We start from the raw sequence: 23,698 nt of genomic DNA, 5'->3' as shown, positions 1-23,698 counted from the left end.
TGAGGAGGAAAAATTAATGACAAAAGAAGAAATTATTTCTGCTATTGAAAATATGACAGTACTAGAGTTATCAGAACTTGTAAAGGATTTACAGGAAAGATTTGGAGTGACAGCAGTAGCTCCTGTGGCAGCTGCAGCAGCTCCTGCCGCAGGCGGAGCCGCAGAAGCCGCTGAGGCAGAGCAGACTGAATTTGATGTAATCTTATCTGCAGCAGGGGATCAGAAGATTAAAGTTATAAAGGTTGTAAGAGAAATCACAGGATTAGGCTTAAAAGAAGCAAAAGACTTAGTAGACAATGCACCAAAGCCTGTAAAGGAAAAGGTTAGCAAAGAAGAAGCCGAGCAGATTAAAGAAAAGCTCGCCGAAGTTGGAGCAACAGTAGAAATAAAATAAGGCTATTTACGTAAGCCGGTGCTTTCACTTCCGCCAGTTAGCTGGCGGTACATGACTAAAAGCAATAACATATAAATAAAGAAGGTCAGCGCCTAAGGCGCTGGCCGGTAACTGCCTCTATCGAGGGCAGAAAAAAACCACCCGTTTTTCGGGTGGTTTTATAGTATTAACCTTCGATCTCAATTGGCACTGCTTTTCCTGTTTGCTCTTTCTTAGGAACGGTTACAGTTAAAATACCGTTTTCCAGTTTCGCAACTACGCCTTCATCTTTAGCATCTGCCAAGAAGATGTTGCGCTGCATCGAGGTTTGGCGTCTCTCTCTGTGGATATAGTTCTTGCCTTCCTCTTCTACGTTTTCTTCTTTATTTACTGAAATCTGGATTCTGCCTTCATCTACTGTTACATTGACTTCCTCTTTCTTTACACCGGGAAGTTCTGCTTTAATATAGTAGTTTTTATCGTCTTCTAAAACGTCAATTTTGAAAGTATCAGCTACAAGGCTCCTTCTGAAGGGCCACACATCAGCAAAGAAGTCATCTAACACATTGGTTATATCATCAAAAGGATCACTTAAAATATCAGGTGTTCTTCTGTTGAAAGGAACTAATCCTGCCATATACATCAGCTCCTTTACTTATAATTTTTTTGTTAGCACTCTCAACTCCCGAGTGCTAATTCTATTTTTTATATAACATATTTTTTAGAGTTTGTCAATAGGGTTTCAAAAATTTTTTTCATAAAATACAATGAAGGAATTTTAAACATAGTTATAGAATTGAATATATGATAGCCAAAGCAATGATATTATATATTTGAAATCTAATAGCTCAAGAAAACTTGCTGGTAAAGGAGAGTGAAGGCGGTGGAAAGCGTTGCTAAAATTTCTCGCGACGTGATTGCTGTTGTACGGGAAGTTCGAGGAAATTGTGCAGCAGGAATAAAAGTTGGCGATGTACTTTATTTTTCCGGAGCAAATATTGTTAAAGAAAAATCCGATAATATTTGCGCTTATGCCCTCACAAATATCATGCCTGTAGTTTTTGCGTGCCGTCTGGGAACTGACTTTGAAAAACTTGGAATTGACGGCCGCCTGTGGCAATGTGTGGATCCGGGCCCGCCTTATACACCCGGTGGCACAGTTCTTTATGAAGTAATGCCTGCAGAAAAATATAAGTCAAAAAAATAATTATAAGGAGGCTGTAATTATGCCGATAAGCAAAGAAAATACAATAATAGGTTTTATAGGAACAGGCGTAATGGGGAAAAGCATGGCAAAAAATTTAATTAAAGCAGGGTATGAGCTTTTAGTATATAACCGGACAAAATCAAAAGCTCAAGAATTAATTGAACTTGGCGCAGCATGGAAAGACAGTCCTGCAGAAATTGCAAAGGAAGCCGATGTAATAATAACAATGGTAGGATATCCCAAAGATGTAAGAGAATTATATCTTGGAGAAGGTCGAGTAATAGAAAATGCGAAAAAAGGCTCTTATTTGATAGATATGACGACTTCAAGTCCGAAACTTGCCATGGAAATTTATGAAGAGGCTAAAGCACGGGGTTTATATGCCTTAGATGCACCGGTTTCAGGTGGGGATGTGGGAGCAAGAGAGGCAACCCTTTCTATCATGGTTGGAGGAGATAGAGAGGCGTTTGAAGAAGTTAAGCCTATTTTTGAAGCAATGGGTAAAAATATAGTGCTGCAGGGAAAAGCCGGGGCAGGCCAGCATACCAAAATGAGTAATCAAATCGCAATTGCCTCTAATATGATAGGAGTTTGTGAAGCTATGGCTTATGCAAAAAAGGCAGGCCTTGATCCGAAACTGGTTTTAAAAAGTATAGAATCAGGAGCTGCAGGCAGCTGGTCTTTGAGCAATTTAGCACCCAGAATGCTGGATGGAGATTTTCGACCTGGTTTTTACATAAAGCATTTTATCAAAGATATGAAAATTGCCTTAGAATCTGCAGAAGAAATGGGACTTAAAACCCCCGGCTTAAAACTTGCGCTTTCTCTATATGAAGAATTAGCGGAAAAAGGAGAAGAGGACAGCGGCACACAAGCACTTTTTAAATATTACATATAGCAGAGCTAACTTCTGTTTAGATTTCCCATTAAATATTCAAAAGCTATATTTGCCAAAACTGCTGAAGCAAGAGGCAGCGCATCTTCATCAATATCGAACAGGTTGCTGTGGGCAGGATGCACTATTCCTTTTGCTTCGTTTCTTACTCCCAGCTGAAAAAAGGCCCCAGGTGCTTCTTTTAGAAAATACGCAAAGTCTTCCACCCCCATGCCCGGTTTAGAAACCACAACTACATTTTGCTCTCCAATGAGCTTAGAGGCTGCGGCCCTGACTAGATCCACCATTTTGTCATCATTTACAAGGGCGGGATAGCTTTCTACTATATTAATATCAGCCTGGGCCCCGTAAGCCTCACAGATCTTATTTACCATTTTAGCAAAATTATTCCTGATTTTTTTGCGAGTCTCAGGCTCTAATGTCCTTATTATTCCTGAAAGATTTGCAGCATCTGCTATAATATTTCTTTGATAACCGCCATTAAATTTTCCGACTGTTATAACAGCAGAATCCAGTGGATCTATACTGCGACTTACAATACTCTGCAGGCAGTTAATTACCTGAGCTCCTACTGCTATAGCATCGATTCCGAATTGGGGGCTTGCGCCATGGCAGCTTTTACCCTTTATCTTTATATCAAACATATCTGATGAGGCGTAAGCCTTTCCGTAAATCACGCCAATTTTTCCTGTATTAAGCCCCGCGTTACAGTGTAATCCAAAAACTGCATTGACTTTAGGATTTTCCATAGCTCCTTCTTTTATCATAGGCAGTGCACCGCCGGTGGTTTCTTCTGCAGGCTGAAAAAGGAATTTCACCTGTCCGATAAAGCTTTCCCGGTGCTTTGCCAGAAGCATAGCCGCTCCCAAAAGTCCGGCAGTATGAGCGTCATGACCGCAGGCGTGCATTTTTCCTTTTACTTTTGAAGCATACTCCACGTTCTTTCCATCATTTAAAGGTAAGGCATCCATGTCTGCTCTTAGCCCAACCGTTTTCCCTAAATCTTTTCCTGTTAAAATGCCAATAATGCCGGTGCCTGCTACCCTTTTTGTTTTAATACCTATATCATGAAGTGTTTTTTCTACAAATTCGCTGGTAAGATGCTCCTCAAATCCTAATTCCGGATTCATGTGAAGATATCTTCTGATAGCTACAATATCCTTACTTATTTTATCGGCCTCCAAAAGCCAATCTATGCCCAAAATTTTTACCCCCTATTTAATTCGTAATTTTGCAATATATTAAGTATACATCTTTTTTATACTTTATGATATTCTTAAAATAATATTATTAATAACTAAAAAGAAATGAGGTTTCCAATTTGAGCGTAAATGAAAATGTAGTTGAAAAAGGAGATGAATTCCGTAAAAAGGTAGACGAAATTCTAAATGCTATGCAAGATATGAGTTATGCAGATTTAGTTGTAGGGATTCCATTTTATAATGAAAAAGATACAATTGAATCTATCTTAAAAACAGTAGACGAGGGACTTGAAGCGTTTCCAAACCTAAAAAAACTAATAGTTTGCATCGGGGATCCTGCAGGAAGCGATGCCTTAGAAATTATAAGAAGCACAAAATTAAAAACGCCAAATATATCCTTTATATTAGATCCGGGTATAAACGGCAGAGGCTTTAGCATAATGACCATTTTAGAGATAGCAAAACAGCTTGAAGCCGATGCCATAATTCTAAAGGCAGATATGGTAAGTGAAAATGGAGAGGGATTTTCCCACTCTTGGATAGAACAACTTATATATCCTATTACCCAAGGCTATGATGCGGTTTTTGCAAAATTTAAAAGACACTATTTTGAAAATACCACAGGTACTTTGCTGGTAAGACCATTACTTGAAACAATATACGGATATAATCTATATGATCCTTTATCAGGTTTATACGGGATAGCTCATGACCTTGTAGAGGATTACTGTATGGAAGCATCCCATTGGCTCAGCTATATAGGCGGATATGGAATAGATCCTTGGCTTGTAACTCGCGCAGTGGTATGGGATAAAAAAATTTGCGAGGTAGATTTAGGAGCTACACTATCTCCTTCGTCAATGCAAAAAATACTTTTTCTGTTTAAAGAGATTACCAGATCTTTTTGGGAATGTATCATTGCTGATCAGGATTATTGGTTAAACCATAATGATATCTTAAAATTTCCTGATAAGTTGTTGCGATTTACAGCAAACGAAGATGTGCCGAAAAAAGCATACTATAAATTTACAGATTTTGTAAGCATATTTAAGTCTGATTATGAAAAATATGGGTTAATTTATAAAAAACTGCTGCCAAAAGAACTTGCATCTTCGGCAGAGGAAGTTTATAATCTTTCCTATGAAAGTTTTATATTGGATGAGGAACTGTGGGCGACGTTCACTTATCGTTTTTTAGAAGCATATTGTTTTTCTGAAGAAATATCAAAAGAAGATATTTTATCTGCATTTATGGTGGCGTATGAAGGTGCTGTAGCAGGATACATAAAACAGATAAATAATTTCAAGAGACGTTTTGACAATGCGAACCCTGAGGATATAGAAAATCTTGCCTACAAAAAAATAATAGATTTTGAGACGTCTCAAACAAAGGCATTTTTAAAATTAAAAAGTTCTTTTACAAAAAACTGGGTTAGTAAATCAGAGGAAAAAGCGCCTCCAATTGTGCCATTAGATTATTTAGAATTTATCCCTGGTGTGCCAATTGTGCTTCCGAAGCAACTGACAAGTTTAAACGGACAAGTAGTGTGGACGAATGGAATATTTAATGAAATTAAGAAAAAATACACTGCTGCTTTTTACGATTTTATATATAATAAACTGCACATTCCAAGAGATGCTGATTCTAAAGAAATAGTTGCAGGGATAAGTGAACTTGTAGCACAACTTGAAAAAACCGCAAATTTACTGTTTGCAGGCGATCTTCACACGTTGAAGGGAACAAAAGAATCAGTTGATAAAATGTTTGAGATGATGCCTTGCGGCAAAGTTATGGCGGTAAAAGAAGAAATATTAGAGAAGCTGTTATGTGAGTTTATTCCTTCGAATCTTTTGGTAGCAATGGGTTATACGAGCATAGGGGAACTTTTAGATGCTGTGACACCCCGAAAAGCCATGGCTTTGGCGTTTATAAGCGAGGAGAGAGCCTATGTAGACAGGATAAATTTATGGCTGGAGGATAATCTCAGGCCGGATAATATGGAAGAAGTGGAAATAGAGAGGATTGTAGTTGGTAAAAATAAATTCCCCAATATAGCGAGCATGAGCAATATAAGTGCACTAAATAAAATTACAGGCGTTATTATAATATCAACGCTTGCAAAAGGAATGGGGGGTAGATATCCAAAACTTCTTTATTTTACCCATATAATTAAAAGTGCTATAGAAGCGGAACACTATGCTTATATCTGGAGGCTATATGCAAGAGAACGAAGAAATTTTGGTATCAAAGTAATTAATTCTATTATAGGACACCACGGCAAAGATATTTTCTCGGCTCACAATATATTTGAAAACTGGCATCAAAAAGAATTTGTAGCACGATTAAAAATTTTAGGGAAAAAACTCGAAGATATGGGAATGAAAACTGAAGCTGAAGCAATCTACTTAATGGCAGAAGGATACAATCTCTCATTTACCCTAGAAGACGGAACTTTTATACCTTGCTCAGCATGGAGCTGGGCGAGCTATAGCTTTAAAGGCGGCAAAGGAGTACCAGCACCTCTTTCAATTCATGTAGAACGAAACTGGTTCAATAATGAACTTTTGGTAGAACTATGTAAATACATGGGATACAGTGAAGAAGAAATCATGGAGGTAGTGTTTCAACTTATGGGAGAAGGAAAAGAAAGTTACGATATTGCAAATATCCTTTTAAAAATAAAACCCTTTAATGATGCTGTTGTAGTTCAAGATATAGAAAATTGGCCTCCCGCAGGAAGCCTTGTGCGATATGAAGGCAATCCCATATTGCGGCCTATCCATGATCATCCGTGGGAGTCTAAATATGTGCTCAATGCTGCAGCTCTCAAAATAGAAAACAAGGTATTCATACTTTACAGAGCTTTTGGCGATGATAATATTTCTAGGATTGGAATGGCTGTATCTGATGGCTGCAATATCTTAGAAAGACTTCCGGAACCTATTTTTTTCCCGCAAACTCCGCAAGAGAAAAAAGGTTGCGAAGATCCCAGGACAGTTATAATGGGAGACAAAATTTATATGTTTTATACCGCTTATGATGGAGTAGTAGCTCAAATAGCCGCCGCTTGTATTGGCATCACAGACTTTTTAAAAAGAGATTTTAGTAAATGGGAAAGATTAGGCCTTGCTTTTCCAAATATATGGAATAAAGATGCAGTTATCTTTCCCGAAAAAATCAACGATCAGTATATACTCTATCATAGAATTGAGCCTAGCATATGGGTTTCATATTCTGAAGAGCTTAAATTTCCCTGGCCGAAAGACGGGCATAAGATAATTATGGGACCTCGGACAGGAATGATGTGGGATTCCATGAAAATCGGTGCAGGTGCCCAACCTATAAAGACAAAATACGGGTGGCTTCTGATATATCATGGAGTCGATGACAATTTGGTCTACAGGCTGGGTGCAGCATTAGTTGAACTTGATAATCCGTCAAGACTTCTGTACAGGTCTCCAAACCCTATTCTTTCTCCACAGATGCATTATGAAGTGGGGGACAAATCAACATCGTGGGTTCCGAATGTAGTTTTTACCTGCGGTGCAGTTCCTGTAAGCGACAGAGAGATACTGGAAGCAGATGATGAAATTTTAGTGTATTATGGGGCAGCGGATACGTATCTTTGCGCTGCGTTCGGGAAAATTGGGGATTTAATACCCTATGAAATAAGACAAAAAACCGAAAAAAGATAAGAAACAAAGAGAGGGATTCTACCCTCTCTTTTTATACAGCAGGTATTTCTGCCGTATCTTGTGCATTGTTGTTTAAAATATTTTCCAATATTTGATGAGTCAGCAGAAAACTTACTAGCGCTTCTGCTCCTTGATTCATATTTATACCACAGGAAGTCAATGCATCATGACAGCCGCCTGAAGTTTCATTGTATACTTGCAAGCTATTTACATTTTTTCCCCAGTACCATCTGTAAGAAAGTTTTGCCATATCCAAGTGCTCTTTCTTACCTTTTACAAAATAAGCACAAATACATGCAAGGGTGATAGATGCAGCATCAACAGGCTGCTGATCAAAGGTAGGTATACTGCCGTCTTTTTGCCACCATCCCTGATTTCCTACAATTGACAAATAACCGTTTTTAAAAAGGGCATCTGTTAAAAAATTCAAAGATTCTTCTGCGATCCTAAGGGATTTTTTATCTCCGGAAACAGCATAATAAAGAAACAAAGAATGAGGCAAAACGGCATTGCAGTAAGTTAAGTATTCTTCAAACCACTGCCAGTTATCACTGTGGTTTGCTGTATAGGCATTGTTTAATCGCTCTGCCATATCACCGGCTATTTTGTAAATGTCGTCTGTGCTTTGCACATCTTCAAAACCATTTCCTAAAAGCGAGGCAAGCCCTATAAGAGAATATGCTATGGCTCTCAGACTTTTAAAGTTTTCTATGACAGGTAAGGTCTTTTTGATGATACCTTGCGCGGTTTCTTTAATTTCCGAAGAAGAGTTTTTATTACAGAATGCGTAACAACAAGCCATAAAAGCCCTTCCAATACTGTCTTCAGAATCAATGTCAGGAACGAAATTTTCATCCAGCTTTAGATTTGCAAAAGTGCCGTCAGGCCTTTGAGCACTTTTTATAAATTCAATGTAAATCTTAGCCAGGTCTTTCATGCCTTTATCAGCGTTTAAAGCCACAATCAAAGCCCGTGCATTGTCATCGACGGTGTATCCGCTTTCCTTTATAGGATTATCATATTTTGCAAATTGTATTATTCCGGTATTATCCGTCATTTTCTCCAAATGTTTATAGGAGACTTCTTTCATCAGACACCACCTCTTTTATCTTGGAATCAGCAAAAGCGATGAGTTCTTCTAAAAAGCTCCTATATAACTTTGCGACATTATTCCAACTCATTTTTTTACCCAATTCTTGCGCCTTATTTTCCAAGGATTGTTTCAAGGCGGGATCGTTAATAATTTTTTCTATTAAAAAAGCAAGTTCTTTAGGGTCATCACTATTTTGAGCAATAAGCCCTCTTCCATCGCCCAATATTTCAAGAGCATATTCATAAGGCGTAGATACTATTGCCCTTCCACATCCTACCGCATAAGTTAGCGTGCCGCTTACAGCCTGATTTTTGTTGGGATATGGCGTTACATACACATCAGTCATGTAAAGATAATCTCCCAACTTATCTAGTGAGAGGAATTCATTTATAAATTTTACATTGTCGGTTAATCCTAATTCTTCTACTAAGCTTACAAGCGAAGCCCTATAAGATTCCCCATATTTTTTTATAATATTCGGATGTGTTTTGCCGAGAACTAAGTAAAGAATATCCGGATGATGCGGTACAAGTTCGGAAATTGCTTTTATGCAATTTTCAATGCCTTTACCCGGACCTATAAGGCCAAAGGTTGAAACTATTGTTCTTCCGGTATATCCGTATTTTTGCTTTAATTCATCCCTGCCTTTAGGTTCAAAAAATGGAACGCCATGAGGGATTACGCGTATTTTATGTTCAGGGACGCTGTAAACTTTACTCAAAAGCTTTGCGGATCTTTTTGTCATACACACAATTCCGTTTGCTGCAGCTCCTAACCGAGAAAGCACATTTTTTTGACCAAAAGTTGGCTCCAAAAGCACTGTGTGAGTAGTAACTACAAATGGTTTTTTAAGATGATTTGCAAATTCAAGGACATAGCTGCCGTCATCGCCTCCGAATATACCGTATTCATGCTGGATTATGACAACATCTGCCGAAGATTGATTTACAAAATCTGCTGCCTCCCGAAAGCTTTCTTTTTCATCTTGACTTACCTCAAAAATAACCTCTTTGGGATAATCGTAGGAATTTTTTGCGTCTGTTATGGCGATGATGCTGACATTTTCATCGATAGATACAAGATTGTCCCTAAGGTCCTTAGAGAAAGAAGCTATCCCGCATTCTCTAGGGGGATAAGTGCTCAAAATAACGATATTCATTAATACCACTTCCTTAAAATTCTAAGCCATAAAATACCACCTTGCTCCATGAAACAATTATTCATAAAGATAAGCAATATCAGACTTTATAATTCATTATAGCAGAGATTTCTGTCTATTTCAACAAAACGATTTGGCTTGACGGATTCGACTTTTTGTTGTAAAATAAAATAGCTTGGCATTTACGATATTATATAAATGACGCGGGGTGGAGCAGTCCGGTAGCTCGTCGGGCTCATAACCCGGAGGTCGTCGGTTCAAATCCGGCCCCCGCAACCAAAATATGCAAATATCTTACATGGCGGCGTAGCTCAGGTGGCTAGAGCATGCGGTTCATACCCGCAGTGTCCGGGGTTCAAATCCCTGCGCCGCTACCAAAAAGGCCCCGTGGTCAAGTGGTTAAGACATCGCCCTTTCACGGCGGTATCAGGGGTTCGAATCCCCTCGGGGTCACCAAGCTGCAAAATAACAAGTCGCAAAATGCGGCTTTTTTTATTTAATAATGTTAAAATCTTAAGGAAGACTTAAAATGAATGTAAATGAAATTTTTCTTTCAACGCTTAAAAAATACAATATGATTCAAAAAGGAGACAAGATTATTGCCGGAGTATCTGGAGGGCCTGATTCTGTCTGTCTTTTACATCTTTTAGTCACACTCCAAGGAGAACTTAATATTTATGTATATGCAGCCCATTTGGATCATATGATACGAGGCGATGAATCAGGACAAGATGCAGAGTTTGTAGAAAAATTATGTAAATCCTGGAATATTGAGCTTTTTACCGAAAGGCTTGACGTTCCTTCTTATGCCTCAGCCAAGGGACTTTCTATGGAAGATGCGGCAAGACGTGTCAGATACGATTTTTTTAAACGTGTAAGAAGTGAAATAAAAGCAGATAAAATAGCTACCGGCCATAACAGAGACGATCATGAAGAGACTATACTTATGAATATTTTAAGAGGCAGCGGTTTAGAAGGCCTACTGGGCATCGAGCCTGTTCGAGATTTCTATATAAGACCCCTTATTGAAATCCCGAGAGAAGAAATCGAAGAATACCTAAATCAGAATAATATCCCTTTTAGAATAGATTCAACAAATCTTACGACTGATTATTTTAGAAACAGTATTCGCCTTGAATTAATGCCTCTGATTGAACAAAAATACTGTCCTCATCTGGGGAAATCCCTTCGCCGCCTTTCCGAAATAGCGCGTCGAGACCTTTCGTTTATAAAGGAAGAGGCTCAAAAAGCTTCAAGAGACGTACTAGACTTTGAACCCTTTTGCGTTATAATAAACATAGGGAAGTTTTTAAATTTGCATGAAGCTATAAAATACTACGTAGCAAGATTTGCAATAGAAAAAATTGCCGGAGACACAAAGGATTTTGAAGAAAAACACACAGCGCTTCTGGTTAAATTTATAGAAGAATCCGAAACAGGCAAAATAATAGACTTGCCCAAAGGCATTATAGGCATTAAAGAATATGGCCGATTTGTGCTGTATGCTGACGGCAAAGATACGGATGTTCCTGATTATATTTATGAGCTTTCCGTTCCGGGCAAGGTTGTTATAGCCGAAAGTGGAGTTACGATAGAAGCCGATATTATACCGCCCGATCCTAATTTTAATATGCCTATTGACCCAAACACCGCATACCTTGATTTTGATAAAGTGGGAAACTGCAATCTGATTGTAAGAAACAGAAGAGCCGGCGACAAATTTAAACCTTTAGGTGCTGATGGTTTTAAAAAAATAAAGGAGTTTTTTATTGATGAAAAAATTCCTCGAAGAAAGAGAAATAAAATCCCAATAGTAGAATCTTGCGGTAATATCATTTGGGTTGCAGGAATGAGAATTGATGATAGGTTTAAACTGGATGACAAAACAAAAAAAGTTTTGCGTTTAAGAATAATAAATGAAGGAAATTTTGATATACTTGATAGGTAATAGGCATTGTGGTAAAATAAATGCTAATTGATTTGTAAATCTTAAAATAAGCAGCGAATAGGAGGATAGCCTTGCTCAATGATGTAAAGCAAGTTTTAATAACAGAGGAGCAGCTTTTAGAAAAAGTAAAGGAACTGGGAGAAAAAATAACCAACGATTATAAGGATAGCGATAATTTTATCGTAATAGGGGTGCTAAAGGGCGCTGTAGTTTTCATGTCAGACCTTATTCGCTCTATAGAGCTGCCTTTAAAAATTGATTTTATGGCGGTGTCGAGCTATGGAACATCCACTGAATCTTCCGGAGTCGTTAGGATACTTAAAGATCTTGATGAATCCGTGGAGGGAAAGGATGTCTTAATAGTCGAGGATATAGTTGATTCAGGGCTGACTCTAAGCTATATGCATAAAATCTTAAAGTCCCGTAAACCTGCCAGCCTTAAAATCTGTACACTGCTTGACAAGCCAAATCGCAGAAAAGTTGATTTGAAAATAGATTATTTAGGTTTTGAAATTCCGGATGATTTTGTTGTGGGCTATGGTTTGGACTATGCCGGAAAATATAGGAATTTACGAGATATTTGCGTGTTAAAGCCTGAAATCTACAAAGGATAAAGTAATAAAGAAAATTATTATCAAGAGGTGCATTAGAAATTTTGCATAATTGTAAAAATGTAATTTATGTGGTAAAATGTGTTTGGTCTAGTGGTGCAAGAAGGGAGGAAAATTTTTGAACAACTTTTTTAGGAGTCTAAGTTTTTATTTGCTGATAATAATTTTAATTTTATCAGTTGTCCAATGGTATTCTAACCAGGAAGCAGCTCAGATCAGATTAGGATATTCAGAATTACTTCAACGCCTTGACAAAGGTGAAGTGGAAAAAATAGTGATAATAGAAAATAACATCAAAGGCACTCTAAAAGATGGTAGAAATTTTGTAAGCTATGTTCCTGATCTGACTACTTTTATGGCTAAAATAGATAAGCTTGCCGGAAGCGGCGCATTGACGGTGGATTCAGAGCCTAAGCCTGTTACGCCTTGGTGGACGCAAATTTTGTCCCCTCTACTGCTCATGGTATTTATATTTGGCGCATGGTATTTCTTAATGCAGCAGAGCCAAGGCGGTGGTGGACGAGTGATGTCTTTCGGCAAGAGTAAGGCAAAGCTTCATACAGACGATAAAAGAAGAGTGACTTTTAAAGATGTGGCAGGCGTAGATGAAGCAAAAGAAGAATTAGAAGAAGTAGTGGAGTTTTTAAAACATCCCAAGAAATTTATAGAGCTGGGGGCGCGCATTCCCAAGGGAGTTTTACTGGTAGGCCCTCCGGGAACAGGAAAAACACTTTTAGCAAGAGCTGTAGCAGGGGAAGCCGGGGTACCGTTTTTTACAATAAGCGGCTCGGACTTTGTGGAAATGTTTGTAGGTGTTGGTGCAGCAAGGGTCAGGGACTTGTTTGACCAAGCTAAAAAGAATGCGCCGTGTATCATATTTATTGATGAAATCGATGCAGTGGGCCGCCAAAGAGGAGCAGGTCTTGGCGGTGGACATGATGAAAGAGAACAGACGCTAAACCAGCTGCTTGTAGAAATGGACGGTTTCGGTATTAATGAGGGCATAATAGTTATAGCTGCTACTAACCGCCCCGATATATTAGATCCTGCGCTTTTAAGACCTGGCAGGTTTGACAGAGAAGTTGTGGTAGACAGACCTGATGTAAAAGGAAGAGAAGAAATACTCAAGGTTCATGCAAGAAACAAGCCTTTAGCAGAAGATGTAGAGCTTTCAGTACTGGCCAGAAGGACGCCCGGATTTACCGGTGCTGATCTTGAAAACCTGATGAATGAAGCAGCGCTTCTTTCAGCAAGGCGCAATAAAAAGAAAATAGAAATGCCGGAGCTAGAAGAGGCTATAACTAGAGTAATAGCAGGGCCGGAAAAGAAAAGCCGAGTTATGACAGAACGAGAGCGCCGATTGGTTGCCTATCATGAGGCGGGACATGCTGTAGTGGCACATTTACTGCCGACTGTAGACCCGGTTCATGAAGTATCTATAGTGCCTAGGGGCAGAGCAGGCGGATATACTATGATTTTGCCGAAAGAAGATCGCTTCTTTATGGGTAAAAATGAACTCATGGACCAAATAACCCATTTACTTGGCGGCCGTGTTTCAGAAGAGCTAGTGCTCAATGAAATAAGCACCGGTGCCCAAAATGATTTAGAGCGGGCAACTCAGATTGCAAGAAAAATGGTTATGGAGTATGGCATGAGCGAAAATATAGGCCCAATGACACTGGGCCATAAGCAGGAAGAAGTATTTCTGGGAAGAGATATTGCACAAGGCAGAAACTACAGCGAAGAAGTGGCAGCATCTATCGACAAAGAAGTTAAAAATATTATCAGCAGCTGTTATGACAGAGCTAGGTCACTTTTGTCAGACAATGTCAACAAACTTCATAAAGTAGCCCAAGCACTGCTTGAAAAAGAAAAGTTAAAGGAAAATGAATTCTTAGAGGTTTTTGCAAGCGCATAAACTAGCTTACAACCTCTACTACTGGCCAGCGCCAAAAAGCGCTGGCCTACTGTTTATAAGCCGATAACTGCAAAAGATAGTTAAATAATTGAAAAAATTCTACTATTGTGGTATTCTTTAATGTATAGCTTTAAGAAGATATTAGCGAGGAAAAATTATGAGACAACTTAATGTATATCCTACATCATATTTGGCAGAACAAGAAAGTCAAGCACAAACAGCCGGCGAGGCAGCAATTTTCTATGAAGAGTTTATAAGAAACATTATAAAAGATGTTATAGATTCAAAAAATATTATCGGGAATTTTAAAAGAGATATAGTAATCAGCCGTATCTTTCATAGCCTGCAAGAGAAAAATCAATTTAAATTTTTCAGCGAATATAGGCCCGGATATGTGCGGCGCATTAGTGAAGTAATAATGGAATTGAAATTACAAGGCATAACCCCTGACATTGCTGATAAAATATTGAAGGATTCACCTCGCCTAAAAGATTTGGCTTTGATATACCGAACATATCAGGATTTTCTTGCCGAAAACCTTCTATATGACTTAGAAGATTGCCAAATAATTTCGGCAGACTACGCAGGTAAAGCAAAGTATATTGAACAGTTTGACAAAATATGTTTTAGGGGATTTTATAGGCTTTATCCGATACAGAAAAAAGTGTTGGAAGTTATAGTAGATAAAGGGGTTATAGTCAACTTGCCCCTTGAGCATAAAATGAAACATGTAAATGCCATTAAGGCTCAAAACAAGAGGATTGAAATTGAATACATATCAAAAATGATTTTAAGAGATTTAGAAGAAGGCATTCCCCCGCAAAAAATCTGCATAGTTTTGCCGAAGCCCAAAGCCTATAAATATCTTTTAAAAGACGCGGCAAAAGAGGCGAACTTATCGTTAAACTTTGATATAAAAGCACCCCTTATCCAAAATCCTTTCGTAAAAGCGTTTTTAAGACTTGTAAAAGAAGAAACAACAGATTATTTTGTACAAATTCTTTTAAAAACTAATATTTCACGGCATAAAATCAATAAATGGGCCGAAATATCAAAAAGTTTTCTTGCCGACAATGGATATCCCAACAGATTTTACAATATTCATAGTGACGACCCTGATTTTGTAAAACGCGATATTACGGCATTTCAGGCCCTAATTAAACTTTTGGATGAATTAGAAGATATAGGGGAAATGGCAGGAGAAGAATATACAGATTTTGAAGGATTTATAAATTTTTTTGCACCCTATTTAAGAAATTATTCCTACAACTGTTTTGATTCCGATAAAGAAGGTATTCGGATACTTTCTCTAGAACAAATAATAGGGCTAAAATTTGAAAAGATTTATGCGGCAGGGATGATAGAAGGAGATTTTCCGGCAGAATTACGACCTGACTGGCTTATAAAGGAAGATGAGAGGAAAAGACTCAATGAGATAGGTTACAGTTTTGATACCATAGATAGTCATCTTGAGGATGAGCAGCGCTGCTTAAAATTTTTGCTGGCATCAAGTTCTACAGGCTGCTTTTCTTATCCGGCAGTTTTGGAAGATAACTCATCTTCACTGATGTCTTCCTATATAGAAGATATACTTTATGATTTAAAAGCCGAGGTTAAAGATGTCAGATTAGAAGATATGTATACTTCTACCGGATTTAAAAATTTCAGTGAAACTTTAGGAACTATTTCAGAAAATACAAGAAAAATATTAGGCAAGCGATTTCATGAAGAACCTTTCAGCGCAGCTTCCCTAAACATGTACGGCGAATGTCCTTATAAGTTTTTTCTTGCAAGAGTCATAGGCCTTGCAGCACCTGATGAAGAAGGAGAATATACGGCGGTTTCACGGGGCAGTGCCATACATAAAATATTAGAGATATTTTTTAAAAATCATAAAGATACCCTTGAAAGCATAAAATTAGAAGAATACGAAAATGAGATAATCTTTCTTACAGAAAGTGTCATGGAAAATTCCGGCGTAAAAGAGAGTTTTCCGCATCCTCTGCTGTTTGAAATAGAGAAAAATGAAATTGCAAAAAGCATAACGAACTATGTCGGCTGGTATGTAGCCTCAAGAGGAGACTTTAAACCGATTCTTTTTGAGCTTGGTTTTGGATCCAAGAAAAATTTTTCCTTGGATTTTGCCCCAGACATCTTGCTTTCGGGAAAAATTGACAGGATAGATGAAGACGCACAGCACAGATTACTGATAATCGACTATAAAAGCGGGTCAACACCGGATATAAAAGAGATGGAAGATGGAACAAACCTTCAAATGCCAATATATATCTTGGCTGCGGAACATATATTAAAAAAACCGGTAGTGGGAGGAGCTTTTGTTTCTGTTAAAAAAGGTGCTATAGATAACTTTATTGTAAGAGATAGAGATCTGCCATTTATTTCAAAGAGGCAGAAAAAAGGGATTTTAACACAAGAAGAATGGGAAACCGTTATGGAAAAAACCAAAGACACAGTCAGAGCTTATGTAAACAATATAAGAGAAGGGAAATTTCCGATAGAACCAAAAAAATGTCCAAAAATACAAAGCTATGGCAGCTTTTGCGATTTTACTCAAATTTGTCCCTGGGAGGAGTTTTAATATGGGACACACCCCTTTACAAAAAGAAGCTATCGAAACAATAGATAAAAGCCTTGTAGTCACAGCCGGTGCCGGTGCCGGCAAAACTAGAATACTGGTGGGCCGCATAATTTATATATTACAGCAGGGCCTTGCAAGTATTGACGAAATTGCCGCCATAACATATACAAATAAAGCAGCTCTTGAAATGAGAGAGCGGCTCAGATACGAAATGAAAATGCAAAAATACAATGACAGCATCTCTAAAAACCTACTCAGGCTTTCAACTGCTTATATCAGCACAATACATAGTTTTTGCTTGCGATTGCTTAAAGAAAATCCGGTAGAAGCTTCCATAGACCCTGAGGCACAGGTAGCAAAGGAGTATCAAGGGAATGCGTGGCTCAAGGAAAGCATACAAGAGGCCGTTATAGGAAAATTAGAAAACAAAAATGTTTTTCAGATTACTTCAGAAATGGGCTTTGGAAAATTATCCGATGAGCTTTATCAAAATATAATAAAAATACAGAACCAAGGTGTAAGCATTGCTACTTTATCTGAAATGGCGATTAGTGAAGATGAAAAAACCATAGTGATGTTAATTGAAGAATCTTTAAAGATTTATGGCAGCAAAAAAGAGAAACAGCACGTTCTTGACTATGAAGATATTCTGGAAAAGACGCTGGATATGTTCGAAAAAAATCGGGAAATTTTGAAAAACTATCAACAAAAATTTAAATTTATTTTGGTAGATGAATATCAGGATTTGAACTTTATCCAAGACAAAATTCTTCGGCTGTTAGGCAAAGATACAAATCTTTTTGTGGTGGGAGACAAAAAACAATCCATCTACGGCTTTAGAGGAGCGCGTGTTGAGCTTTTCGAAAAGCTCAGAAAAGATTTAGAGAAAAATGGAAAGTCCTTAAGTTTAAAAGATAATTTTCGAAGTAACGATAAAATAATAACGTTTGTAAACAAAGCTTTTGAAGACATCATGGAGAATTATGAACCGATTAATTACAAAAGGCAGCATGATGGAAAAAATATCTGTTTCCTTATTGGGCAAAATAGCGGCTTGATGAGAGAGCGGAGGCAGCAGGAAGCAAGACTTATTGCAGATAAGATACTAGAAATGTTGTCCGATGATTCTGTAAAGGTATATGACAGCACCACAGGAGGATACCGAAAGCCCACCTTTCGAGATTTTGCCGTGCTCTTTAGGAGAAAAACCCATCTTTCCTGTTATATTGAGGAGTTTCGCGCACGCAATATACCATTTTATGTGGCTGAAGTCGGGACTCTTAAAGAAAGCCATGGAGTAAAAAATCTTCTTTTGGGATTAAAGGCTGTGGAGTATAAAGATGATATAAACATATATGGCGCACTTTCGCACTTGCTTAAAGTGGATGATGATAAAATTGCAGAATATGTGCTTAACGGCAAAAAATTAAGTAATATCTTTGATGAGAATATAGACTCCGAGGAAGCCTTTAAATTATTTCAAAAGTGGGTTAAAATGAAAGATAAGGCAACAATTAAACAACTGGCAGAACAGATTATAAAAGATTCAAAGCTTTTATATACCGATTTAGAAGATGTCCTTGATACCGAGAGCCTGCTTCAATTTTTAGATTTATGTGCAGTTTATGATGAAGAAGGCTTTACCTTAAGAGAATTTTTAGAAGAACTTTCGAATTGGGGCTCAGAGTATCAGGAGGCGGTGGATGTTTCTGAAGAAGAAGATGTTGTAAAGTTTATTACAATACATTCGGCAAAGGGATTGGAGTTTCCCATAGTTATCCTGGCAGACAGCGGCCAAAGCTTATCAACGGTATCTTCTGAGATATTATTTGATCCGGAAGTCGGTCTTGCAATTAAAAAAGATAAAGAGAAGTGGCAAGAGTTGAAAAACTTTCTTGATAACAAAGAGATTGAAGAAGCCAAAAGGCTGCTTTATGTGGCGCTTACCCGCGCAATGGATTATTTAGTGATATCAGGAGAGATAACATCTGATAAACGAGAAAGTTTTTTAAAATGGTTAAACCAAACAACAAGTTAGCAACAGAGGTGTATTGATGAAAATAGGCATACCCAGAGCACTGTTTTATTATGAATACTACCCTTTTTGGAAGGTATTTTTTGAGGCTTTAGGTCAGCAGGTTGTGCTGTCATCCTCTACTAACGAGGCACTGCTTAAAAAAGGAGTTGCATTATGCGTAGATGATGCATGCCTGCCGATTAAAAGCTTTCACGGCCATGTAGCAGATCTGGCAGATAAGGTTGATGCTATTTTTATTCCCAGAATTGTAAGCATAGAGCCGCAAAAATATCTCTGCCCAAAGTTTTTAGGGCTGCCGGATATGATAAGAAATAGCATTCCGAAGTTACCGCCGTTAATCGATGCCGAATTAAATCTTTATAAAAGCAAGAAAGGCATTAAAAACCACGTAATACAAATTGGCGATGCTCTTAATAAAAATAAGACAGAAGTGCTGCGGGCCTATCATAAAGCAGCAAGCGCGCAAAAAAAGTATAAACAATTTATCACTACATACAAAATAGCCCCATGCGAAATCTTGCCGGATATCGATTTTAAACCTCCAAAACAAGAGGAATCCGAGCTACATACTGCTTCATATCCGAAAGTTTTATTAGTGGGGCACCATTACAATATATACGATACTTTTCTTAGCATGAACCTTGTTGCTAAGCTCAAAAGACAGCATATTAATCTTATAACAACTGACATGGTTTCAGATAGTGAAATCAAAAAAGGGGCCAAGAAACTGACAAAAGATATGTTCTGGACACTAGGGGAAAGATCGTTAGGTGCTGCTTTCTACTTTTTAGACAAAGGAGAGCTTGATGGAATAATCCATGTTGCATCTTTCGGATGTGGTCCCGATTCTTTTGTAGGTGAACTTTTGGAAAGAAAAATAAAACGTTACTATAAAATTCCTTTTCTGTATCTAACCCTTGATGAACACGCCGCTGAAGCCGGGTTTGATACAAGGCTTGAGGCTTTTTTGGATGTTTTAGAAGGGAGGAAGGTTCAATGAAAGTGACTTTTCCTCATATGGGTAATTTATACATTGTGCTTGAATCTCTATTTGAAAACCTAGGCACAGAAGTAGTTGTTCCGCCTTTTTGCACAAAAAGAACCTTAGAACTTGGTGTCCTGCATTCGCCGGAATTTGCTTGCCTTCCACTTAAAATAAATGTGGGGAATTTTATTGAAGCCCTTGAAAACGGTGCAGATACCATTGTCATGGCCGGTGGAATAGGGCCCTGCAGGTTTGGCTATTATGGTGAAGTAGAGCGAGAAATTTTAAAAGATTTAGGTTTTGATTTTAAAATGGTCATAGTAGAACCTCCGAAAAATAATTTTTTAAAGTTAGTAAGTGATATTAGAGTGCTTACTAACAGAAAACAAAATTCACTAAAAAATATAATAAAGGCAGCTATAATTGCATGGAAAAAGGCCATTCTGTTGGATATTGCAGACATGAAATTGTCTCAAATAAGGCCAAAGGAAAAAATAAAAGGTCAGACCGATAAAAAGTACAAAGAAGTAATTCATAAAATAAAGGATATAAAGAAAGAAGCAGAGCTAGATGAATATAAAGCAGTTATGCTGGAAACATTTGACAGCATTGAGACTATAAAGGATAAAACCTTCCCCAAAATCGGAATAGTAGGTGAAATATATACTGTATTGGAGCCCTTTGTAAACTTAGACATAGAATCTGAGCTGAACAGTCTCGGCGCCGAAGTGTATCGAAGCGTTTACCTTACAGACTGGGTCAGAATAAATCTTTTTCCTTCCTTTTTAAAGCCAAAAGATTATAAGGAAATGTTAAAGTTAGCAGAACCTTATATTAAGCGCTTTATAGGTGGCCACGGCCAAGAAACCGTAGCTCAAATTGCAAGTTTTGCAAAAAATGGTTTTGATGGTGTTATACATCTTCTGCCTTTTACCTGCATGCCTGAAATTGTTGCAAAAAGCGCAATACCTCGAGTCGCGAAAGATTATTCAATTCCAGTAATGACACTGGTGCTAGATGAACATTCAGCTAAAGCCGGCGTCAGAACAAGACTTGAAGCCTTTATTGATATGATAAATCAAAAAAAGGAAATGAGTGAAGATAACAGTTACTTATCTAAGATATATCATGAAAATAGCGATATTGATAATGAGAAAGTATTAAGTAATAAGTAATAATTAAATAAAAATAGGGGTGAGGAAGATGGAAGAATTATTAAAAATGCTGACAGATGCTTCTGTATTTTATGTGGCAACTGTTGACGGTGATAAACCTAAAGTTCGCCCGTTTGGATTTGTCATGAATTACAACGGGAAGTTGTATTTTTGCACGGGCAATCACAAAAATGTCTATAGGCAGCTTAAGGCGAATCCTGCCGTAGAAATTTGCGCAATGATATCTAAAGATGAGTGGGTTCGCATAAGCGGTAGAGCTGTGTTTGACGAGAACATAGAAGCTAAAAAACAGGCATTTGCTGTTGCTCCCAGCCTTGCTGCCATTTATGGTTCGCCCGAAAGTTCGAATTTTGAGCTATTCTATATAACAAATATCGAAGCATCTGTGCTTAAAATTGACAAAGAAATACGAAAAATTCAAGTGTAGTCCTAAAGCGAAAAAAGAGGTATGCCTTTAAATTAAAGGCATACCTCTTTTGCTTTTGTTATTTAAGCTTGTTGAGCCAATCTTTTATTTATTTCGTTTTGATATTCTATAACTTTTTCTCGCGTCAGCTTATAACCTAAGTGCAGTATTACAGCGCCGATTAATGCAAAGATTCCGGGTATGAATAGGAAAGCATTTATTACGCCTATCTTAAGTGCTTCAGTAGCTGAGGCAGGATCTATTCCCGGGGTAAATCCTACCGACGCCAAGACAAAAGGAATCACCGTTCCTCTGGATATAACTGCAAGCTTTAAGGCTACCGTCATCAAGCCCATAACAAAGGGAGATGCGTCTTCTCCTGTTTTCCAGTAAGCATAAATAGATACATCAGAATATAAGCTTACGGTTACTGATGTTAGAATTCCTGTAAATATACTAGATATAGTTATTACAATGAAAAACATAGTAACATTTAGTGCTACGAATTTACATATTATAAGCGATATGCCTAAGGCATACAGACCAAAGATGGTGGCATTCCGCGATGACATTTTCTTTGCAACTGAACCTGCAAAGTATGATCCTATCATAGTTGCTATAGATACTATTAGTAAGTATGCTGAAAATAGTCCCATATTTTGTGCTACATAAGTAAAGTAATAAGCTGCAGCTGCTGTCATAACAAAGAGGACCATGTTCCTGAAAAAGTCTGATATTAACAGCACAATAAGGGGTGGATTTTGGACAAGGCTTTTTACCATAGCAGCTAGTGAAACTTTTTGAGCCTGAGTTGTGTCTTGAGCTGCAGTTCCCGTAGGCTCATAGCCTTCTGTTATCTTAAAAACGATCCAGTAACAGATCATCATAATCAAACCTGTAAGCCCTGCCAGAATGGTGTAACCCAATACTTCATTGTTTGTAACCCTGCCAAAATACTCTGCCAAGGGTGCTCCGGTATAAGAGAATACTATTCCTGAAAGAGCAGTCCAAGTAGCACGTCTTGATGCCAGCAATGCTGCTTCATCAGGGTCACTGGCAAGTACCGGAATAAGCGCAACATTTGCTACCCAGGGCAGGTTCCATGCGATATGGCTTAGAATAAAACCGGCGCAGATAATCAGTGCGGCTACTGATTCCGGACCGATCTTGCTAAATTGGAATATATAAAAGATTACGACAAGCGGAGGCATTATCAATATCCAAGAACGATTTCGTCCCCACTTTAAAGGCTTAGTGCCGCTGATTATAGCTCCGTAAAAAGGTGATGACACTGCATCTACGATACTCGTTATCGAACTGATGAGAGCAACTGTTGGCAATGAAAGTTTAGCAACATTGGTCAGGAAAAATACAAAGAAATAAAGTTCAACTGATGCCATCAAACCAAAACCAAAATCTCCGATGCCATAGAATGTCTTTACGGCTTTGCTTAGTGGCTTTTTTTCCATAACGGCTCATCCCCTTCAATTAAACAAGCTTTTGGAGTATTTGCACAAATTAACCGTATTTTTCTACTGCGCTAATTAAGGCATGTATGTTTTCAGGTGGCGTAATTGCCGGAGCGGTTCCGACAGCCGGAGCCAATATAAATCCTCCGCCTGGTTTTACTTTTTCGAGTAAGGTCTTAACATATTCGTCGATTTCTTGCGGCGTGGCACTGACTAATAAACTTATAGGCAGGCCGCCCATTACACATGTATGATCCTTTAATACTTCTTTCGCCTTAACAACGTCAGTTTTTTCGAAATATGCTATTCCCCATCCCCTAGGCAGTTCTAAAATGGTCTCTAGATGAGGCTCATGATGTCCTTCAAAAAATACCTCTGATTTGACGCCCTCTTCATAAAGCCTTATAATGACTTTCTTTAGCGAAGGCCAGTAAAACTCATTATAAAGTTTAGGCGATAAGTATTCGTTTAAATGCAATGGTATGAAAGCCACTTCTGCATTTATCGGCTTACATGCGTCTAAAGCATACGTGATTACCGGTTCTGTAAGAGCATCGACGGCTTTTTTGATCTTATCCGGGTATCTTCTAACATCAAGAGCGGCATTGCTTATGCCTCTTAAAAAGTCTCCGATAATATCCATTGGGGCATATGCCCAGCCCATGGGGATATATGGATAACCTAACTCTGCAGAGATTCTGCCGACTTCACCGCCTAAACGAGCGCCTTTCTCAAGTTCCATACCGACTCTTACCCATGTAGCCATGGCCTTTCTTTTTGTCTCCAGATTAGTGCACACCCTAGGCAGTATGGTTTCTGCAATAAATCCTACAGGATCTTCTATCAGCTGATCGTATTCTTCCGGCTGCATGAAGGTTCCGCCGATAAACTGAGGACTTGCATTTTCATCAATCTCTCTGCCGGG

The 23,698-nt window shown here is 38.2% G+C and carries 18 protein-coding genes and 3 tRNA genes; 15 read left to right on the top strand and 6 right to left on the bottom strand.

Going from position 1 to position 23,698, the window contains the following annotated elements; genetic code table 11:
- Positions 1-16: 16 nt before the first annotated feature.
- The gene (gene rplL / locus TSYNT_RS05090; RefSeq protein WP_059032383.1) at positions 17-394 is read left to right on the top strand and encodes a 50S ribosomal protein L7/L12; all 378 of its coding nucleotides are present in this window, start codon (positions 17-19) and stop codon (positions 392-394) included.
- 166 nt (positions 395-560) lie between these two features.
- On the opposite strand, the gene TSYNT_RS05085 is transcribed toward rplL, so the two are convergent.
- The gene (locus TSYNT_RS05085; RefSeq protein ID WP_059032381.1) at positions 561-1,010 is read right to left on the bottom strand and encodes an Hsp20/alpha crystallin family protein; all 450 of its coding nucleotides are present in this window, start codon (positions 1,008-1,010) and stop codon (positions 561-563) included.
- Between the two features lie 246 nt (positions 1,011-1,256).
- Here TSYNT_RS05085 and TSYNT_RS05080 point away from each other — a divergent pair, with 246 nt between their 5' ends.
- Both TSYNT_RS05080 and TSYNT_RS05075 read left to right on the top strand, forming a co-directional pair.
- Positions 1,257-1,580 (top strand): TIGR04076 family protein, encoded by a 324-nt coding sequence (locus tag TSYNT_RS05080; protein ID WP_059032380.1) that lies wholly within the window; start codon positions 1,257-1,259, stop codon positions 1,578-1,580.
- A 19-nt stretch (positions 1,581-1,599) separates the two neighbouring features.
- Entirely contained in the window at positions 1,600-2,478 is an 879-nt protein-coding gene (locus TSYNT_RS05075) for an NAD(P)-dependent oxidoreductase (protein WP_059032377.1), read from the top strand.
- A gap of 5 nt (positions 2,479-2,483) precedes the next feature.
- Here the strand turns inward: TSYNT_RS05075 and TSYNT_RS05070 are convergent, their stop codons facing one another.
- The gene (locus tag TSYNT_RS05070; RefSeq protein ID WP_059032861.1) at positions 2,484-3,671 is read right to left on the bottom strand and encodes a M20 metallopeptidase family protein; all 1,188 of its coding nucleotides are present in this window, start codon (positions 3,669-3,671) and stop codon (positions 2,484-2,486) included.
- A 125-nt stretch (positions 3,672-3,796) separates the two neighbouring features.
- On the opposite strand from TSYNT_RS05070, the gene TSYNT_RS05065 reads away from it, so the two are divergent.
- On the top strand, positions 3,797-7,372 hold the full coding sequence (locus TSYNT_RS05065; RefSeq protein ID WP_059032376.1) for a glycoside hydrolase family 130 protein: 3,576 nt from the start codon (positions 3,797-3,799) through the stop codon (positions 7,370-7,372).
- 31 nt (positions 7,373-7,403) lie between these two features.
- Here the strand turns inward: TSYNT_RS05065 and TSYNT_RS05060 are convergent, their stop codons facing one another.
- Entirely contained in the window at positions 7,404-8,462 is a 1,059-nt protein-coding gene (locus TSYNT_RS05060) for a hypothetical protein (RefSeq protein WP_059032374.1), read from the bottom strand.
- Complete coding sequence (locus tag TSYNT_RS05055) at positions 8,443-9,624, bottom strand: glycosyltransferase family 4 protein (RefSeq protein WP_059032372.1); 1,182 nt, start codon at positions 9,622-9,624, stop codon at positions 8,443-8,445. Before TSYNT_RS05055 ends, TSYNT_RS05060 begins: the two co-directional genes overlap by 20 nt.
- Positions 9,625-9,826: 202 nt before the next feature.
- On the opposite strand from TSYNT_RS05055, the gene TSYNT_RS05050 reads away from it, so the two are divergent.
- The 11 genes from TSYNT_RS05050 to TSYNT_RS05000 all read left to right on the top strand — a co-directional run bounded on the left by TSYNT_RS05050 (position 9,827) and on the right by TSYNT_RS05000 (position 21,325).
- A tRNA-Met gene (locus tag TSYNT_RS05050) sits at positions 9,827-9,903 on the top strand.
- 21 nt (positions 9,904-9,924) lie between these two features.
- A tRNA-Met gene (locus TSYNT_RS05045) sits at positions 9,925-10,001 on the top strand.
- A 4-nt stretch (positions 10,002-10,005) separates the two neighbouring features.
- Positions 10,006-10,080 (top strand) — tRNA-Glu (locus TSYNT_RS05040).
- A gap of 73 nt (positions 10,081-10,153) precedes the next feature.
- Entirely contained in the window at positions 10,154-11,572 is a 1,419-nt protein-coding gene (tilS, locus tag TSYNT_RS05035; RefSeq protein ID WP_059032370.1) for a tRNA lysidine(34) synthetase TilS, read from the top strand.
- 71 nt (positions 11,573-11,643) lie between these two features.
- The gene (hpt, locus tag TSYNT_RS05030; protein ID WP_174221085.1) at positions 11,644-12,186 is read left to right on the top strand and encodes a hypoxanthine phosphoribosyltransferase; all 543 of its coding nucleotides are present in this window, start codon (positions 11,644-11,646) and stop codon (positions 12,184-12,186) included.
- A gap of 115 nt (positions 12,187-12,301) precedes the next feature.
- On the top strand, positions 12,302-14,101 hold the full coding sequence (gene ftsH, locus TSYNT_RS05025; protein WP_059032366.1) for an ATP-dependent zinc metalloprotease FtsH: 1,800 nt from the start codon (positions 12,302-12,304) through the stop codon (positions 14,099-14,101).
- A gap of 157 nt (positions 14,102-14,258) precedes the next feature.
- Positions 14,259-16,700 (top strand): PD-(D/E)XK nuclease family protein, encoded by a 2,442-nt coding sequence (locus tag TSYNT_RS05020; RefSeq protein ID WP_059032364.1) that lies wholly within the window; start codon positions 14,259-14,261, stop codon positions 16,698-16,700.
- Position 16,701: 1 nt separating this feature from the next.
- Positions 16,702-18,738 carry a UvrD-helicase domain-containing protein gene (locus tag TSYNT_RS05015; RefSeq protein ID WP_059032362.1) on the top strand — a complete coding sequence of 679 codons (2,037 nt, stop codon included), beginning with the start codon at positions 16,702-16,704 and terminating at the stop codon, positions 18,736-18,738.
- Between the two features lie 16 nt (positions 18,739-18,754).
- The gene (locus tag TSYNT_RS05010; RefSeq protein ID WP_059032360.1) at positions 18,755-19,738 is read left to right on the top strand and encodes an acyl-CoA dehydratase activase-related protein; all 984 of its coding nucleotides are present in this window, start codon (positions 18,755-18,757) and stop codon (positions 19,736-19,738) included.
- Positions 19,735-20,898 (top strand): acyl-CoA dehydratase activase-related protein, encoded by a 1,164-nt coding sequence (locus TSYNT_RS05005; RefSeq protein ID WP_114272600.1) that lies wholly within the window; start codon positions 19,735-19,737, stop codon positions 20,896-20,898. The genes TSYNT_RS05010 and TSYNT_RS05005 overlap by 4 nt, the downstream gene beginning before the upstream one ends.
- A gap of 28 nt (positions 20,899-20,926) precedes the next feature.
- On the top strand, positions 20,927-21,325 hold the full coding sequence (locus TSYNT_RS05000) for a pyridoxamine 5'-phosphate oxidase family protein (RefSeq protein ID WP_059032359.1): 399 nt from the start codon (positions 20,927-20,929) through the stop codon (positions 21,323-21,325).
- A gap of 62 nt (positions 21,326-21,387) precedes the next feature.
- On the opposite strand, the gene TSYNT_RS04995 is transcribed toward TSYNT_RS05000, so the two are convergent.
- The gene (locus TSYNT_RS04995) at positions 21,388-22,773 is read right to left on the bottom strand and encodes an MFS transporter (RefSeq protein WP_059032356.1); all 1,386 of its coding nucleotides are present in this window, start codon (positions 22,771-22,773) and stop codon (positions 21,388-21,390) included.
- A gap of 49 nt (positions 22,774-22,822) precedes the next feature.
- The coding region (locus TSYNT_RS04990) for a uroporphyrinogen decarboxylase family protein (protein ID WP_059032355.1) at positions 22,823-23,698 on the bottom strand (876 nt) is incomplete at its 5' end.

The organism is Tepidanaerobacter syntrophicus, assembly GCF_001485475.2.
Lineage (GTDB): Bacteria > Bacillota > Thermosediminibacteria > Thermosediminibacterales > Tepidanaerobacteraceae > Tepidanaerobacter > Tepidanaerobacter syntrophicus.
Note: the sequence above shows the minus strand (reverse complement) of the source record. Positions and strands in the feature narration are given on the sequence as shown.

What these genes read in the sequence shown, in the direction of transcription:
- tilS (WP_059032370.1), top strand. Translation starts at nt 10,154, where the DNA reads ATGAATGTAAATGAAATTTTTCTTTCAACGCTTAAAAAATACAATATG.
- TSYNT_RS05015 (WP_059032362.1), top strand. Translation starts at nt 16,702, where the DNA reads ATGGGACACACCCCTTTACAAAAAGAAGCTATCGAAACAATAGATAAA.
- TSYNT_RS05010 (WP_059032360.1), top strand. Translation starts at nt 18,755, where the DNA reads ATGAAAATAGGCATACCCAGAGCACTGTTTTATTATGAATACTACCCT.
- TSYNT_RS05075 (WP_059032377.1), top strand. Translation starts at nt 1,600, where the DNA reads ATGCCGATAAGCAAAGAAAATACAATAATAGGTTTTATAGGAACAGGC.
- TSYNT_RS04995 (WP_059032356.1), bottom strand. Translation starts at nt 22,773, where the DNA reads ATGGAAAAAAAGCCACTAAGCAAAGCCGTAAAGACATTCTATGGCATC.
- TSYNT_RS05085 (WP_059032381.1), bottom strand. Translation starts at nt 1,010, where the DNA reads ATGGCAGGATTAGTTCCTTTCAACAGAAGAACACCTGATATTTTAAGT.
- TSYNT_RS05020 (WP_059032364.1), top strand. Translation starts at nt 14,259, where the DNA reads ATGAGACAACTTAATGTATATCCTACATCATATTTGGCAGAACAAGAA.
- TSYNT_RS05055 (WP_059032372.1), bottom strand. Translation starts at nt 9,624, where the DNA reads ATGAATATCGTTATTTTGAGCACTTATCCCCCTAGAGAATGCGGGATA.
- TSYNT_RS05005 (WP_114272600.1), top strand. Translation starts at nt 19,735, where the DNA reads ATGAAAGTGACTTTTCCTCATATGGGTAATTTATACATTGTGCTTGAA.
- TSYNT_RS05000 (WP_059032359.1), top strand. Translation starts at nt 20,927, where the DNA reads ATGGAAGAATTATTAAAAATGCTGACAGATGCTTCTGTATTTTATGTG.
- rplL (WP_059032383.1), top strand. Translation starts at nt 17, where the DNA reads ATGACAAAAGAAGAAATTATTTCTGCTATTGAAAATATGACAGTACTA.
- TSYNT_RS05060 (WP_059032374.1), bottom strand. Translation starts at nt 8,462, where the DNA reads ATGAAAGAAGTCTCCTATAAACATTTGGAGAAAATGACGGATAATACC.